Below are 15,270 nucleotides of genomic sequence, written 5' to 3' on the forward strand. Positions count from 1 at the left end.
CCACCCTCGGTGAACGGGTTACGCGGTCAGGTCGTGGTTCGGCGGCCGGCGGATCGACTCTCGGGAACGCGTATGACTGACCGGAATCCTGCGGACAACACCGGGCGGGACGATTTCCTGACGCTCCGGGCCTTGGGACACTTGCACGGCACGTTGCGGACGCGGCACGGTCTGTCGCTCCTCGACTACCTCACTCTCGGATTCCTCGCCGAGGCAGAGGGCGGTTCCGCGCCGGTGGCCGAGCTGAGGGCCTTTCTCGGCGAATCGGGAGACAGGGTGTCCTACCTCCTGAGAGGCATGCAGGGCCTGGGTCTGGTCGATCGCCGGCGTGGCGACAGGGATCGACGGAACGTACGGGTCACGTTGACGCCGGCCGGACGGGCCAGGTTCGTCGACGTGGAGAGGACGGCGAACTCGATCGTCCGTACCCGTCCGGTGGCTGAGCCGGCCCCACCCTGTCATGCGGCGTCGACCCCCGATGACGTCCGCTGAGAGGCTGTGCCTCCCAGCAGGGAGCGAATCACTCGTGGCCGCGGTACGGGACACGCGCGCATAGTTGATGTGTGGCCGTCGGCGCACACGGCGACGTCCGTGCTGTGCTGCTCGCCGGCGTCGACCACGGAGCGAGCTCGTGTTCACGCCGCGGACTGCCGGGAGGCCTTCGATGAACCGCAAGCGCCCTGGAGCGGATCCGATCACGGTGACAGTCTTCGTCTTCCCAGGGGTGCGGTTGCTCGACGTGACGGGCCCCATCGAGGTGTTCACGACGGCCAACGAGTTCGGCGGACGCTATCGGGTGCGGATCGCCTCGGAGGACGGCTCGGCGGTGATGAGTTCCGCCGGGACGCGTCTCGGCGCCGACCTCTCCGTGGCCGACGTGCGCGAACCCCTGGACGTCCTGGTCGTGCCGGGCGGTCCGGAATGGGAATCGCTGATCAAGGACGACGCGCTTCTGGATGTCGTCCGGAGCCTGAACGAGAAGAGCCGCTGCACGGCGTCGGTGTGCACGGGAGCGTTCCTGCTGGCCGCGGCCGGGCTGTTGAACGGCCGTCGTGCTGCCACGCACTGGCGGCATTCGCGGCAACTGGCGAATCGCTATCCGGCTGTGCGGGTCGACCCGGACGCCATCTTCGTGCGGGACGGGAAGATGATGACGTCGGCAGGTGTCAGCGCCGGTATCGACCTCTCCCTGGCCCTGGTGGAAGAACACTACGGTGCGGAGGTCGCCCGCTCGGTCGCCAAGGACATGGTCGTCTTCATGCAACGGCCGGGTGGCCAGTCCCAGTTCAGTGTCCGCGCGCGGACCTCGCACACGACCCAGGACGTCCTGCGCCGGCTCCTGGACGCCGTCGCCGAGGATCCGGGGGCCAATCACACGCTGGCCGCCATGGCTTCCCGGGCGGGCATCAGCGTCCGTCATGTTACGCGGCTCTTCCACGAGGAAGTCGGAACCACTCCGGCGCGCTACGTCGAACAGGTCCGGCTCGAAGCGGCCCAGGCGCTGTTGGAGACGAGTGACGACTCCATGCCGCTCATCGCCCGGCGCACCGGATTCGGCTCACCCGAGTCGCTGCGCAGGGCGTTCGTGCGGAACCTGGGTGTGACGCCCACCGCCTTCCGGGCCAGTTTCCGGACGACGAACACGGGTGAGCGGGATCTGGTGCCCGCAGTGCTGCCTCCGCGACCGGTGCACGATCGACCGGAGACGGAGTCGGCGGCGGACTGATCCTCCGTCATCCCCCGTGACGCGAGTCAGCGGTACGGGGCATGATGTGCCGCCACCGGCAGCGGGCCTTCCTCTGAACGCGGTCCGAGGAGAGCCCGCCGGGGGACACATACGTCGTACGGTGCGGCGGAGGTTCTCCGCGTGGCCGTCGGCGGCGCGGTCAGCCGAAGGCCGACAGCACGAGATCCCGCTGTTCGCCCGCGTGCCGGCGGGCGGACCCCACGGCGGGGGCCGGTGCCTCGGGACGGCTGACACACGCCGCAGGCCGGCCGGTCAGCCGTTCCAGACGGGGCCCCACGAAGGACCATGCCCCCTGGTTCCGGGCTTCTTCCTGCACCCATCGCACCTCGGCGCCGGCGGGGAAGCGGGCGAGCTCCTTGGCGATCTCCTCCTCCGGGAAGGGAGAGAGCCGCTCAAGCCGGACGATCGCCGTGTCCGCCAGGTCCGCCTCCCGGCGATGGGCGTCCAGGTCGAAGAAGACCTTGCCCGAACAGAGCAGCACGCGCTCGACCCGGCCGGCGTCCACCGTGTCGTCGGGGACGACCGCACGGAACGCACCGTCGGTGAACTCCGACAGGTCCGAGACGGCCGCCTTGGACCGCAGCATCGACTTCGGAGTGAAGACGACCAGCGGCTTCTTGTGAAGGCCGAGGGCCTGGTCGCGCAGCAGATGGAAGTAGTTGCCCGGCAAGGAGGGCATGGCGACGGTCATGTTGTCCTGCGCGCACAGCTGGAGGAATCGCTCGATCCTTCCGGAGGAGTGATCGGGGCCCTGTCCCTCCAGACCGTGCGGCAGCAACAGGGTCAGACCGGAGCGCTGACCCCACTTCTGTTCGGACGACGCGATGTACTCGTCGATGACCGTCTGGGCTCCGTCGGCGAAGTCGCCGAACTGGGCCTCCCACAGCACCAGGGCGTCGGGCCGCGCCAGTGAATAGCCGTACTCGAAGGCCAGCGCGCCCATCTCGGACAACGGCGAGTCGTAGAGCGCGAGTTCGGCGGCACCGGAACCGAGGGAACGCAGCGGTGTGTGCTCCAGACCGGTGTGCCGGTCGGTGAGCACGGCGTGCCGCTGCCCGAACGTGCCGCGGCGGGAGTCCTGCCCGGCGAGCCGCACCGGCACCCCGTCCATCAGCAACGAGCCGATGGCCAGTGACTCCGCGGTGGCCCAGTCGATGGTGCCCTCGTCCAACATCGCCGCACGCCGCCGGAGTTGGGGAGCGACGCGTGAGTGGACGGTGAACCCCTCCGGCGTGTCGGTCTGCGCGGCGACGATGTGCCGGGCCGCGGCCTCAGTGATGGCGGTGGACATCGCGGAGGGTGCCGCCTTCTGGCCGTCCACGGCGTGCTCGGGCGCGGGGGACCGGGCCGCCGACAGCGCCCGGGTCTCCGTGAAGGCCCGCTCGAGGTGATCCTGGTAGTCCCGCAACGCGCCTTCCACCTGGCGCTCACCGATGTCTCCCCGGCCTGTCAGCGCCTCGGCGTACAACGTGCGCACCGAAGGCCTGTCGTTGATCCGGTCGTACATCGCCGGCTGCGTGATGGACGGGTCGTCGACCTCGCTGTGCCCGTGGCGCCGATAGCAGATCAGGTCGACGACCACGTCCTTGTGGAACGTCTCCCGAAAGTCGAACGCCAGCCGGGCGACCCGCACGACAGCCTCGGGGTCGTCGCCGTTGACGTGGAAGATCGGCGCGTCCACGGACCGGGCGACGTCCGTGGCGTAGGTGCTGGAACGGCCGCCGGCGGGCGAGGTCGTGAAACCGAGCTGGTTGTTGATGACGACATGGACGGTCCCCCCGGTGCGGTAGCCGGGCAGCTGCGACATGTTCAGCGTCTCGGAGACCACGCCCTGGCCGGCGAAGGCGGCATCGCCGTGGAGGACGATCGGCAGGACGGAGCCGGCTGCTCCGTCACGCACGGCCTGGTCCTGCTTGGCGCGCACCACGCCCTGTGCCACCGGCCCCACGACCTCCAGGTGCGAGGGGTTCGCCACGACGGAGACGGGGAGCGACCGGCCGTCCAGGGCACGGTAGGTTCCCTCCGCGCCGAGGTGGTACTTCACGTCGCCCGAACCCTCGACGGACCGGACGTCCGTGGCGTCCTCGAACTCGTGGAAGATGTCCGCGTACGACTTGCCGATGATGTTGGCCAGGACGTTGAGCCGGCCTCGGTGGGCCATGCCGATGACGGCTTCGCCCATGCCGTGCCGGATACCGCGCAGCAGCAGGGCGTCGAGCAGCACGATCGCCGACTCGCCGCCTTCGAGCGAATACCGCTTCTGGCCCACGTACTTGGTCTGCAGGAACGTCTCGAAGGCTTCTGCCGCGCCCAGCCGGTAGAGGATCTGCAGCTGTTCGGCGACGTCCGGCCCGGCAGAGGCCGACTCCGTCCGCTGCTGGACCCAGAGGCGTTCCCGGGAGCCGCGGATGTGCATGTACTCGGTGCCGACGGAACGGCAGTAGAACTCCCGCAGAGCGTTCAGCGCGCTGCGGAGCGTCATGGTGGTCCGGCCGGTGAACCCGTCGACGGCGAACGCTTCGTCCAGGTCGTCGTCGCGGAGTCCGAACGCCGTGATGTCGAGATCCGGCTGCGCGGTCCCGTGTCCGTCCGAGATCGGGTCGGTGTCGGCCGCCAGGTGCCCGCGTGCTCGGTAGGCGTCGATGAGTGCGGCGACGCGGATCGCCTTGATCGCCGACTCGCCGGACTCTTCGAGAGCGGGTGCCTCGTGGCTCTCCGCACGCTGAGCCGGCAGGGAGACGGGGGAGGCGAAGAACTCCCTCCAGGTCCGGCCCACCGAGTCCGGGTCGTGCAGGTAGCGCTCGTACTGTTCGTCCACGAGCCATTCGTTGATGCCGAAGTCCAGCCCCTTCGGGGCCGCCTCCGCGGCACGGGATTGCGACGCCACGGTGTGGATCGCCTTCTTTCCTCAATTCGGAACGACCGACGGCCGGCACTGTCGGAGTCCGGCGCGTCACCCGCGGTGCTCGCGAGCTTCGTCTTCGCCGGACGTCCGTTGTGGGAGCTGGGCATTCGCCCGTGTCGGGCAACCGACCATATGCTTTCCGTGCAGCCCGGGCGGATAGCCTTGAATGCCATATCGGCGGCAGATCAGGACATTGCGCCTACGGGAGGTGCTGGGAAGCGGCTTGTCGACGGCCGGTCCCGAGGTGGGGGCGGACCGCGGCGACGGCCATGGCGATGATCACGACCGCCCACACGCCGACGGCGACCCAGATCTCCCCACGGCCCATCGCGGTCATCCATGGCGTCCCGGTCACGCGTCCCAGTTCGTGCGTGGCGACCCCGTACATGCCGATCGGGAAGACCAGGTTCCACCAGCCGAACTCGTAACGCAGCGGAATCCTCCGCACCCCGTGGCGCCAGACCCCCAGGGCCAGCAGCAGGGGGATCAGCCAGGTGGCGAACGACCAGAGGACGACCGACCAGCCGGTGAGGACCGCATGGGGGAGGAGCAGGCTGTCCGGTGGCAGTTGGAGCAGCCTCGTCCCGGCGAGCACACTGATCGCCGCCGCGCCCATGAAGATCCACAGTGACGTCATGAGATCCCCGGGCGCCACCGGCCGCACGAGCAGCCTGGCCAGGACGATCCCGGCGACCAGCAGGTACTGCACCAGGGCGATGGCCCAGCACACCACGGCCACCACCGGCAGGAGGTCGCCCGAGGTCACATGAGCCAGGGAGGCCGCCGCCACCGCTATCGAGTCGGAGCCGACCGACCAGAGGAACCAGGTGCCGTTCACCTGGTCGAGCGAAGGGCGGCGCCGGGTGGTGGTGATCAGTGCCAGGGGAACCGCGTAGCCGAGGAACAGCCACACCGCCGCTCCGAACGCCAGAAACGCCTCGGCGACTGCCGTGTGTCCGCTCGGGACCAGTCGTGCGGCCAGGACGTTGGGTGCGATGGCGATGGTGAGGAAGACGAAGGACCGGGGTCCGAGGAGACCGGCGGCGAACTGCCCGGGCGGGCGCAGCAGCCGCCAACCGTAGGCGGGCAGGAGGACGGCGAAGCCCGCGATGCCCACCCAGAGAAGTGCCGCCGAAGCGGTGCCGGCGCCGTTGACGTACAGCGCCGTGGACACGATCCCCGTGCCCATGACGAACGAGAAGGCTGCCGGGTTGAGGTGCGCCACGGCGGAGGAAAGCATCGCCCGGTATCCCCGGGGGTGCGCGTCAGGCTCGATGGTGGACACCTGAAGGCCGTTCGCCGAGGACGGCTCTGCCGCCGTCAACTGGTCCTGGCACGTTCGACGTGAACACAGATTCCTCGATTCACCGGTTCAGGGGTGACCGCACCGCTGGTGCCGGCCCCTGCCGCGGGCCTCGGCGACCAGGACCCCGGACGGCAGCACGTGTCGCAGGCGGGACCGGGTACGCCGAGGACATCGGGCCGTCAGCCGGTCGGAGCCACGTAGGGGAAGGACGACGTGGTGGGTGCGTCGACCGCTTCCTTGCCCAGTCCCACGCTCAAGGCGCTGTCCGTCGCGAGGGAGAACATGACCTCACCCGCGTTGTCGGTGAGCGCCCGGCCGTTGAACTTCGCGAAGCCGAACACGGCGGGAGTGCCCACCGTGTACGGAAGGACGTCCGGGAGAAGCCGCTCCGCCACTTCCTGGCCGTAGACCTGGGGATCCGACGTGGTGCCGCGGGCGCCGACGACCGCGGCGACGCGGCCGCTGATCGCGCCGGTGAGGACGCGGGTGTCGTCGGCCGGCCGGGTCTGGTTCAGCAGCTCAGCGAGCTCGTCGTCGAACTGCGCGAAGATCGGCGACACCATCGGGAGTCCGCACCGGTTGATGCGGTGCCATCCGCCGGCATCGGTGGCCAGCGCCGTCACACCCCATACGCCGATGTCCTGGCCGCCCGTGTAGGCCAGGAGCTCGGAATCCGGCACCTCCAGCACGATGGAGCGCACCTTCATGTTGGCGAACAGGCTGGTGATCTCGGAGGAATCCGGTGCGGGCACGTGGACGTCGGTGCCGTGCTGGAAGGCCTGGCCGACCGCCTCCACGACGGCCGGATTCATCCAGAACGGATCGCTGGCCCGACCGGTCCACACCCGCAGACCCGCATCGGTGCTGAGCTCCCGGCCCGTCCGGCCGGCGAGCAGAACGGTGCCGGCCGCCGAGTCGTCGGCCGCGTCGGCTCCGGCCATGCGGCTCAGCTCGACCGTCTGAGAGCCGTCGGCGTCAGCCTCCCCGAAGGTGAAGCGGTAGGCGAGGTCCTCGACGGCGTCGCCGGTGCTGTCGATCTTGAATTCGTAGCGGGCCTCGGGGTGGAACCCCTTCGGCGCGTCGGGACCCGCGGAGTCGGAGCAGACGTTCATCACCAGGACAGTTCCGCGGTCACCTCGGAACACGTACGTGTCGGAGATGTTCAGCCGGGCATCGGCCCTGGCCGCGGGGGAATCGAGATGGTGGGACATGTGATGGCTCCAGACGCAGTTCCGGCGGCGCGCGGGTGGCGCGGTGATCCCTCTGCGGCATGTGCGGTACGCAGGCCAGGGACGATCCTGGACGCATGACCTGTGCCCGGACTCAACTGCCTTTCAAATGGCGGGGTCTGGGCCGCGGGACGACAGCGAGTCGCCTATGGGCGAAATGCCACTTTGTTCAGCCTACCGCTCCTGCTGATGGATGCACGGTGAAGGCGGACCGCGCGGAACTGCTCAAGGGGGACCGGGCGGAAGGACCGGGAGTCCTGGACGACGCGCGGATCCGGTCTCCCGCCCCACACCCGCACCCTCGCGCAGAGCCGGTGGCGTGACCTCGTGGGACCAGTCGGCTGCTCATGGAGAAGACACGCGTAGCGATCGCGCACCCGCACGTCCCTGTCGGGCCAGAATCCCGTATGGACAACACGCACAAAGTCGCCGTCGTCACCGGCGCCTCGCGCGGCATCGGGGCAGGCGTGGTCACCGCCTACCGGCAACTCGGCTACGCGGTCACCGCGGTCGCCCGCTCGATTCCGCCGTCGGACGACCCCGACGTGCTGGCCGTCGCCGACGACGTGTCCGCGCCCGGTGCGGGCGCGCGGATCGTCGAGGCGACGATGGATCGGTTCGGCCGCCTCGACACCCTGATCAACTGTGCCGGAGTGTTCGTCGCGAAGCCGTTCACCGACTACACCGACGAGGACTACGAGACCGTCGTCGGCGTGAACGTGCGTGGCTTCTTCGAGGTCTCCCGGAGCGCGATCGGTGCGATGCTCTCCCGTGAGGGCGGCGGACACGTCGTGAACATCTCCACCAGTCTCGTCGACAACGCCGACGCGCGGGTGACGGGAGCGCTCGCGTCCCTGAGCAAGGGCGGACTGAACGCCGTCACCAAGTCGTTGGCGATCGAGTACGCCACCCGCGGCATCCGCGTGAACGCCGTATCGCTCGGTGTCATCCGGACCTCGATGCACCCGACCGACCCCGGCGGCGAGCAGGCGGCGCTGCACCCGGTCCGGCGGATGGGCGAGGTGGACGACGTGGTGCGGGCCATCCTCTATCTGGAGCAGGCCCCGTTCGTCACCGGTGAGATCTCGCACGTCGACGGCGGGCAGAGCGCGGGACACTGACGGCGTCGAGCGCGGGCCGTCGGTCCGCGCTCGACGCCGTCCGCTCGGCCGACATCTGATTCCCAGGAACGTCCGCGGTCGGTCGCTGCTCCGGAAGGGGCGGCGGAATGACGCAAAGGCGTCGGCCGCTGCATGACATCGCCTCAGGTCGGCCTACTGCGGCGAACAGGGCATTCCGAACACGTACGGGCGAGGCGACAGTCATATGGGGACAATCTCCTCTTATGCTGCGATTGTTCTTTGCTTTTTTCACCCCTGACGTTCCTGCGTGGGGGCGGAGGAGGAAGCCGTGCCCAACGTATTCGTCCAGGTGCTCCGCACGCCCGACTTGCGTAAGAAGCTGTACTTCACGCTCGGCATCATCGTTCTGTACCGCATCGGGTCGCACGTTCCGATCCCCGGCGTGGATTACCAGAACGTCCAGACGTGCGTGAGTGCCGTGTCCAAGGGGACCGGACTGCTGGGCCTGGTGAATCAGTTCAGCGGTGGTGCGTTGCTGCAGATCACCGTGTTCGCCCTGGGAATCCTGCCGTACATCACGGCGAGCATCATCCTGCAACTGCTGACGGTGGTGATTCCCCGGCTGGAGGCCCTGAAGAAGGAGGGTGCGGCCGGACAGGGGAAGATCACGCAGTACACCCGTTACCTCGCGGTCGGGCTCGCCCTCCTCCAGAGCACGGGTCTGGTCGCCACGGCCCGGAGCGGCGCTCTCTTCCCCAACTGTCCGACGGCCGGCAACATCGTCCCCGACCAGTCGATCTTCACCACCGTGGTGATGGTGCTGACGATCACTTCGGGGACCGCCTGTGTGATGTGGTTCGGCGAACTCATCACGGAACGCGGTATCGGCAACGGAATGTCGATGCTCATCTTCATCTCCATCGCCTCCACCTTCCCCGGCGCATTGTGGACCGTGAAGGAAGAGGGCACCATCGCCGGTGGATGGGTCAACTTCGGCCTGGTCCTTCTCATCGGATTCGCCATGGTGGGTCTGGTCGTCTTCGTGGAGCAGGCGCAGCGCCGCATTCCGGTTCAGTACGCGAAGCGGATGATCGGCCGTAAATCCTACGGCGGAACAGCCACGTACATCCCGCTGAAAATCAACCAGGCGGGTGTGGTCCCCGTTATCTTCGCTTCATCGCTCCTCTACATCCCGGCTCTGGTCGCGCAGTTCGCCGACTCGTCCGCCGGGTGGACGACGTGGATCACCCGCAATTTCACCCGCGGGGACCATCCCTTCTACATCGCCGCCTATTTCCTCCTGATTGTCTTCTTCGCGTTCTTCTACGTGGCGATCACGTTCAACCCGGAGGAAGTGGCCGACAACATCAAGAAGGCCGGCGGATTCATCCCGGGAATCCGGGCGGGCCGGGCCACGTCCGAATATCTGGGCTACGTCCTCAACCGGCTGACCTGGCCGGGATCGCTCTACCTCGGCCTGATCGCCCTGGTTCCGACGGTGGCCTTCGCCAGCTTCGGCGGCGCCAACCAACTGACGGGCACGAGCGTCCTGATCATCGTGAGTGTCGGTCTGGAGACGGTCAAGCAGATCAACAGCCAGGTGGAGCAGCACAACTACACGGGATTCCTCCGCAAGTAGGTACGAGCGGGGACCGCATGCCCAGCCACTGCTCGGCGCCCCAGGCCTCGAACCGCTCGACCTCGGCGAAGCCCAGCTTCGCCGCGAGACGCATCGAGCCGAGGTTGGCGGTCTGGGTGGTGAGCACCACCGGTTCGCCGGGAAGGGCTTCGGCGATCCACCCGAGTGCCGCCGAGCACGCCTCGGCGGCGTATCCGGATCCCCACACCCGCGGCAGGAACAGATAGCCGAGATCGACCTTGCCCGTGGCGGCCGGACGGCGATGCTCCGTCGCTCTCCTGAGCAGGATCTGGCCGATCATCGACCCGTCGAGCTCCACGACGAAGCTCCCGGGCCATCGCTCCGGAACCTTCGGCAACTCGCTCTCCAGTTCGTCACGTTGCCGGGGGCCGCCTAGGTAGGTGTGCACCTCGGGCGACGAGAGCAGCTCGATGAACGTCGGGCGGTCCCGGGCCTCGGGCTCGCGGAGGACGAGCCGCCCGGTCCTGATCGGGGCAAGTGGCCGGGCGAGGGGTCCGAGGTCGGTCATGCCGACCAATCAATCAGCAGGCCCGGCAACGATCAAGACGTGCGGACGGGTCGACCGGCCCTCGCGCCGGGCACTTCCCGCCGACAGTCCCGCCGACGGGGATCCCCGCCGGCCGAGATCCGCGGCGAGGGTCTGCGGAGAGGGTCTGCGGAGAGGGTCCGCGGAGAGGGTCCGCGGAGAGGGTCCGCGGAAGTAAATGTTGGCAATATTGTCGGACAGATCGCTAGGCATATTGTTAACAATCTTGTAGCGTCCCTCAGGCCTTGACCCCAAGGCGTCGGCGGAGCACTTGGTGCCCAACGAGGGGAGACCTCCATGCAGCGGCCCTCCGCGTCCTTCGGACGCGACGGACTGACCCGAGCGACGGCCAGGCGCGAGGGACACCCCGCGATCCGCAGAGACCTCCTGAGAGTCGTGGCGATCGCCGGCGCCCTCGCGCTCGCCTCCGGCCCCGTGCCGGCCTCGTTCGCCGCGGCAGGCACCGGAGCGGGCCCCTCGCGGGGGAGTGTCAAAGGCGCGGACCCGCAGGACGCCGCGCTCGCCTTCGACTCCGCCGCCTACACGACGATCACCGTCTCGGTCGACGGCCGGCCGATGAACGTCCGTTGGTACAAGGAGATCTGCTACGTCGCGAATCCGGTCGCCGCGGCCGCCCAGCAGCCCGGCGGTCCCGGCGGCGGAAGCACCACGATCCCCAACACGGCCTGCGGCTACCAGAGCATGAACGTGTTCGTCCCCGAAAGCGCCTTCGGCGACCAGCGGGCCCCGATCTACTTCGCGGTGAACAACAGCGGCTGGATGGCCAGTTACCTCAAGGCCGGCGTCACCGACGGCGGCTCCTACACCAGCGCGACGAGCAACGTCGGCGCCGCGCTGAAGGCCGGCTATGTCTACGCCGACATCGCCAACCGCAGCCGAGGACTCGTCGGCGCCGACGGCACGTCTCCCGGCAAAGCCCCTGCCGCGGTGGTCGACGCGAAGGCCGCCGTCCGCTACCTCCGCCTCAACGACGCGGCCATGCCCGGCAGCGCCGAGCGCATCGTCGTGAACGGCACCAGTGGCGGCGGCGCACTGGCGTCGATCCTGGGCGCGTCCGGCAACAGCGCCGAGTACAACCCCTACCTTGCCGCGATCGGCGCGGCAGGCATCGACGCCAAGGGGCACAGCACCCTGCGCGACGACGTCTTCGCGGTCAACGCCTACTGCCCGATCACCGACCTCGGCAACGCCGACAGCGCCTACGAGTGGCTGTACAACATCCTCGCCACCCGCGGCACCACCGGCGAGAACCCCTCACCGGCGGACGCGGCCGCGATCGCGGCCCAGTTCCCCGCGTACGAGAAGAGCCTCGGGCTGCGCAACCCCGACGGCTCCCGGCTCACCGCGGCGAACATGCTGGACACGATCAGGCAGGAGGTCGTGCGCTCGGCGGAGGCCTACATGAAGGCCGATCCCGCCAACACGATCCCGCCTCTGGGCGGCACCTTCGAGATCCAGTCCAGCGGCGGCCCCGGCGGTCCGCCCACCACGAAGTCGTACGTGAACGACTGGATCGACGCGGACAACACCACCGACAAGGTGCTCTCCGTCGACATGGCGAAGTACCTCGCCTTCGTCGCCACGCAGGCCACTCTCAAGACGACGCCCGCCTTCGACGCCGTGGGCGTCAACGGCAACACCACCAGCGGCACCGAGACCAACCTCTTCGGGCCGCCGACCCAGAAGTACATGAACTACACCGAGTACAGCTGGAATCACAACAACGTCCCCGGAGACGGAAGCGGCATCGACGACACCGGGCTGACGTGGGACCAGTACACCAGCAGGAACAGCACGACGGTCGACGACCAGGTCCACCTGATCGACCCGATGGACTTCGTCGGCACCGGCGCCGACACCGCGCCGAACTGGTACGTCCGCAACGGCACCCGCGACCGGGACACCGCGTTCACCGTCTCCCTCAACCTCGACCGTGCGCTCGAAGCGGACAAGCAGGTGAAGGACGTGAACTACCAACTCGCCTGGAACCAGCCGCACGCCGGCAACTACGACGTGCCCGAGGCCATGGCCTGGATCGCCGACGTCGTCCGCAAGGCCGGTACCCCGCTCGCCCCCGGGCACCACGGATAGGGCGGCCCGCGGCGACGGAGCCTGTGCGTGCGGTGCCCGTCTACCGGACCGTCCGGCCTCCAGCCGTTCCAGGCAGGGAAGTTCGGGTACTCGGCCGGAACGACAACCGACGGACGAGCATGGAGAGCGCCATGGCGAAGACGAAGGCATCCGGCACGACGCACCCGAAGGCCGCCTCGGCGGCAGGCCGTGCCGCCAAGGGTGGCACGTCGAAGAGCAGCAGGACCGCCGCCGCGAGCGCACTGTCCCAGACCTCCGGCAAGGCGGGCTCGGCAGGCGCCAAGACGACCAAGTCCGCTCCGGCCTCCGCCGCGGGCAAGACCGTGCGGGCCAAGAAGCGGTCGAAGTCCGAGAAGAGCGCCGCGGCCAGCGCCCTGGCCCAGTCCCCGGGTACGTCGGCGCGTCGGCCCGGCAAGAAGGTACTCACCGCTGCCGCCAAGGTCCTCGCCGACAAGAAGTCGACCAAGGCGGAGCGTTCCGATGCGGCGAGCACCCTCGCCCAGGCCGCGGCGCACGCGCTGAAGTAGCGGGGCGGTCGTGTCCCCGAGGCCTGTCGCCGATAACCGGCGAACGGCCGAGGGGCCGAGGGGCGACGGCCGACGACGCGCCCTTGCGCACGGGAGGCCTCATCAACCGCGGTTGATGAGGCCTCGACGGCTTTCGGCGGCCCGCCGGTGACGACCGTCGACGCGTCGAAGCCCCGCGGGGCGGCGGCTTCGCTGCCCCCGCGATCGACGACCCGACCGGCGGCCGACGCCGACGGACCCTGCCGACTACCAGGTCGACTCCCCGATCGCTCGAGGTCCGACCCGCACCGCGACGCCGCAGAGCGGGTCAGCCGATGGTCGGCTTGCCGCCGTTGACGGCGGCGTTGAGGTCGAGCGGCGTGGACGTCGGGTTGGGCGGCGGGCTGAGGACGACCTGGGGCTGGCCGGGTGCCGGAGCCGGTGGGGTCATGTCGGACTGCGGCAGCTTGGGCGGGGTGGTCTGGTTGAAGACCGTGGTGTCGAAGTCGATGAGGCCCGTCTTCTCCATCACGGTGATGTGGTCGAGCACCGTGTTGTTCGCCTGATCGGCCAGGGCGCGGATCAGGGTGTTCTTCGTGGTCGAGCGCACCTTGGCGATCGTGTTGAAGATCGAACCGTGCGTCATCCGCAGGATGTTGGCGAAGTCGACGTCGAACTGCCGCCCCGACTCTCCCTTGAGCTGGGTGACGAACCCTTCCTGCTGGGGGCTCGCCACGTTGGGCAGCGTGATGTTCAGCATCGGAGCGATCTTGCGGCAACTGGTGTCCAGGGCCGCGTGCCCGTCGACGAGGTGCTGGCTCGCGATCTTGACTGCCTTGCTCTGCCCCTTCTGCAGTCCGATCTGGCCGAGGGGGTGCTCCCACAGGCCGGCCGCGCGCACCTTGACCACGAAGTCCCGCTCACCCTCCGTCAGCGGGCCCCATTGCGTGTTGGCGATGATCCGGTCGTTCGAGGTCGACACGGTGTCCAGACCGAGCATCGCCGGGTACGCGAGGGCGGCGAGTGTCAGAGTGAGAGCGCCGCCCACAAAGAGGGTTCCGATCACATTCCGCGAGCGCTGCACCGTTTCTCCTACCCGTTGGCTTGTCCGCCGATCTGTTGTCGTCCCTGGTGGGGGCGGACGTGGTGGAGTACGCATGCGGAGCGCCTCTGACTCAGTCGAGCGGGAAGGAATTCATGGGCGGCGCACAGCAGGGTCGCGCTGTGGCAGGTTCCGCCCCGCCGCTGTCCCGCAGCGCCTGCATCCGGTCGGCCCGCGGCCACCCGCCCGGCGAGAATGAACGCATGATCGCCACCGCACCCCAGGGACCCGTCGAGCCACCCCCGATCGTCACCGCGCTCGCGGCAGGTCGGCCCGTACGAGCGGTCTGGGAGAACGAGGTCGGCGGGCTGACGTTCCAGGTCGGCGTGGGTGACGCCCGGCAGTTCGTGAAGTGGACGCCGACCGGCAGCGGTATCGACCTCGGGGCCGAGGCGGCACGTCTGCGCTGGGCGGTGCGGTACACCACCGTGCCGTTGGTGCTCGACGAGGGCGCCGATGGGACAGGTACCTGGATCGTCACCCGGGGGCTGCCCGGACGCATGGCGGTCGATGACCACTGGAAGCGCGAACCGGGCACCGCGGTACGCGCGATCGGCGCCGGGCTGCGGGCGCTTCACGACGCGCTGCCCGCGGCGAACTGCCCGTTCGACTGGTCGGCCGAGCGGCGCCTGGAGAGCGCGCGGTCACGGGCGGCGGCGGGTCGGATCCACCCGACCGACTGGCATCACGACCTCCAGCACCTCGGCACCGTCGAGCGCGCCTTCGACGTCCTCGCCGACATCCCGCCCATCGACCGACTCGTCGTCTGCCACGGCGACGCCTGCGCTCCCAACACCCTGGTCGGTGACGACGGCAGGTGGACCGGACACGTCGACCTCGGGACGCTCGGAGTCGCCGACCGCTGGGCCGACCTCGCCGTGGCCACCTGGAGCACGCAGTGGAACTACGGCCCGGGATGGGAAGAGCCGCTGCTCGAAGCCTATGGCGTCGAGCCGGACCGGGAACGGATCCGCTACTACCGACTGCTGTGGGACCTGTCGGACTGAGCACCGCCCCGGCGACGTGCCGTCGCCGCGCGTTCCCGTCGCTGCGCGCTCCCGCCTCCCACATCCCCACGGCGCCCGGGTGACGGCT

General features: G+C 69.1%; 12 protein-coding genes. 7 read left to right on the forward strand and 5 right to left on the reverse strand.

Going from position 1 to position 15,270, the window contains the following annotated elements; translation table 11 throughout:
• The first annotated feature begins 72 nt into the window (after positions 1–72).
• The gene (locus tag OG406_RS39520) at positions 73–492 is read left to right on the forward strand and encodes a MarR family winged helix-turn-helix transcriptional regulator (protein ID WP_353962646.1); all 420 of its coding nucleotides are present in this window, start codon (positions 73–75) and stop codon (positions 490–492) included.
• Between the two features lie 172 nt (positions 493–664).
• On the forward strand, positions 665–1,726 hold the full coding sequence (locus OG406_RS37990) for a GlxA family transcriptional regulator (RefSeq protein WP_267051963.1): 1,062 nt from the start codon (positions 665–667) through the stop codon (positions 1,724–1,726).
• A gap of 160 nt (positions 1,727–1,886) precedes the next feature.
• Here the strand turns inward: OG406_RS37990 and OG406_RS37995 are convergent, their stop codons facing one another.
• The 3 genes from OG406_RS37995 to OG406_RS38005 all read right to left on the reverse strand — a co-directional run bounded on the left by OG406_RS37995 (position 1,887) and on the right by OG406_RS38005 (position 7,169).
• The gene (locus tag OG406_RS37995; RefSeq protein ID WP_329190311.1) at positions 1,887–4,634 is read right to left on the reverse strand and encodes a multifunctional oxoglutarate decarboxylase/oxoglutarate dehydrogenase thiamine pyrophosphate-binding subunit/dihydrolipoyllysine-residue succinyltransferase subunit; all 2,748 of its coding nucleotides are present in this window, start codon (positions 4,632–4,634) and stop codon (positions 1,887–1,889) included.
• Positions 4,635–4,851: 217 nt separating this feature from the next.
• Positions 4,852–5,892: a tellurite resistance/C4-dicarboxylate transporter family protein gene (locus OG406_RS38000; protein ID WP_329190313.1), complete on the reverse strand. Its 1,041-nt coding sequence runs from the start codon at positions 5,890–5,892 to the stop codon at positions 4,852–4,854.
• Positions 5,893–6,137: 245 nt separating this feature from the next.
• Complete coding sequence (locus OG406_RS38005) at positions 6,138–7,169, reverse strand: DUF4331 family protein (protein ID WP_164369771.1); 1,032 nt, start codon at positions 7,167–7,169, stop codon at positions 6,138–6,140.
• Between the two features lie 425 nt (positions 7,170–7,594).
• On the opposite strand from OG406_RS38005, the gene OG406_RS38010 reads away from it, so the two are divergent.
• Both OG406_RS38010 and secY read left to right on the forward strand, forming a co-directional pair.
• Positions 7,595–8,308 (forward strand): SDR family NAD(P)-dependent oxidoreductase, encoded by a 714-nt coding sequence (locus OG406_RS38010; protein ID WP_329190315.1) that lies wholly within the window; start codon positions 7,595–7,597, stop codon positions 8,306–8,308.
• A gap of 289 nt (positions 8,309–8,597) precedes the next feature.
• The gene (secY, locus tag OG406_RS38015; RefSeq protein WP_329191104.1) at positions 8,598–9,908 is read left to right on the forward strand and encodes a preprotein translocase subunit SecY; all 1,311 of its coding nucleotides are present in this window, start codon (positions 8,598–8,600) and stop codon (positions 9,906–9,908) included.
• Here the strand turns inward: secY and OG406_RS38020 are convergent.
• On the reverse strand, positions 9,859–10,437 hold the full coding sequence (locus tag OG406_RS38020) for a GNAT family N-acetyltransferase (protein ID WP_266610107.1): 579 nt from the start codon (positions 10,435–10,437) through the stop codon (positions 9,859–9,861). The two genes, secY and OG406_RS38020, sit on opposite strands and share 50 nt — an antisense overlap.
• A 315-nt stretch (positions 10,438–10,752) precedes the next feature.
• Between OG406_RS38020 and OG406_RS38025 the strand changes: the two genes are divergently transcribed.
• Positions 10,753–12,567 (forward strand): subtype B tannase, encoded by a 1,815-nt coding sequence (locus tag OG406_RS38025; protein ID WP_329190319.1) that lies wholly within the window; start codon positions 10,753–10,755, stop codon positions 12,565–12,567.
• 131 nt (positions 12,568–12,698) lie between these two features.
• On the forward strand, positions 12,699–13,094 hold the full coding sequence (locus tag OG406_RS38030; protein WP_266852725.1) for a hypothetical protein: 396 nt from the start codon (positions 12,699–12,701) through the stop codon (positions 13,092–13,094).
• 307 nt (positions 13,095–13,401) lie between these two features.
• On the opposite strand, the gene OG406_RS38035 is transcribed toward OG406_RS38030, so the two are convergent.
• Entirely contained in the window at positions 13,402–14,121 is a 720-nt protein-coding gene (locus OG406_RS38035; protein ID WP_081222324.1) for a DUF4142 domain-containing protein, read from the reverse strand.
• 257 nt (positions 14,122–14,378) lie between these two features.
• On the opposite strand from OG406_RS38035, the gene OG406_RS38040 reads away from it, so the two are divergent.
• Entirely contained in the window at positions 14,379–15,182 is an 804-nt protein-coding gene (locus tag OG406_RS38040) for an aminoglycoside 3'-phosphotransferase (RefSeq protein ID WP_329190321.1), read from the forward strand.
• Positions 15,183–15,270 lie beyond the last annotated feature (88 nt).

It is taken from the genome of Streptomyces sp. NBC_01428 (assembly GCF_036231965.1).
Lineage (GTDB): Bacteria > Actinomycetota > Actinomycetes > Streptomycetales > Streptomycetaceae > Streptomyces.

Bases quoted from the DNA above. Each gene is read 5' to 3' on its own strand.
- OG406_RS39520 (WP_353962646.1), top strand. From the start codon at position 73: ATGACTGACCGGAATCCTGCGGACAACACCGGGCGGGACGATTTCCTG.
- OG406_RS37990 (WP_267051963.1), top strand. From the start codon at position 665: ATGAACCGCAAGCGCCCTGGAGCGGATCCGATCACGGTGACAGTCTTC.
- OG406_RS38000 (WP_329190313.1), bottom strand. From the start codon at position 5,892: ATGCTTTCCTCCGCCGTGGCGCACCTCAACCCGGCAGCCTTCTCGTTC.
- OG406_RS38005 (WP_164369771.1), bottom strand. From the start codon at position 7,169: ATGTCCCACCATCTCGATTCCCCCGCGGCCAGGGCCGATGCCCGGCTG.
- OG406_RS38010 (WP_329190315.1), top strand. From the start codon at position 7,595: ATGGACAACACGCACAAAGTCGCCGTCGTCACCGGCGCCTCGCGCGGC.
- OG406_RS38020 (WP_266610107.1), bottom strand. From the start codon at position 10,437: ATGACCGACCTCGGACCCCTCGCCCGGCCACTTGCCCCGATCAGGACC.
- OG406_RS38025 (WP_329190319.1), top strand. From the start codon at position 10,753: ATGCAGCGGCCCTCCGCGTCCTTCGGACGCGACGGACTGACCCGAGCG.
- OG406_RS38030 (WP_266852725.1), top strand. From the start codon at position 12,699: ATGGCGAAGACGAAGGCATCCGGCACGACGCACCCGAAGGCCGCCTCG.
- OG406_RS38040 (WP_329190321.1), top strand. From the start codon at position 14,379: ATGATCGCCACCGCACCCCAGGGACCCGTCGAGCCACCCCCGATCGTC.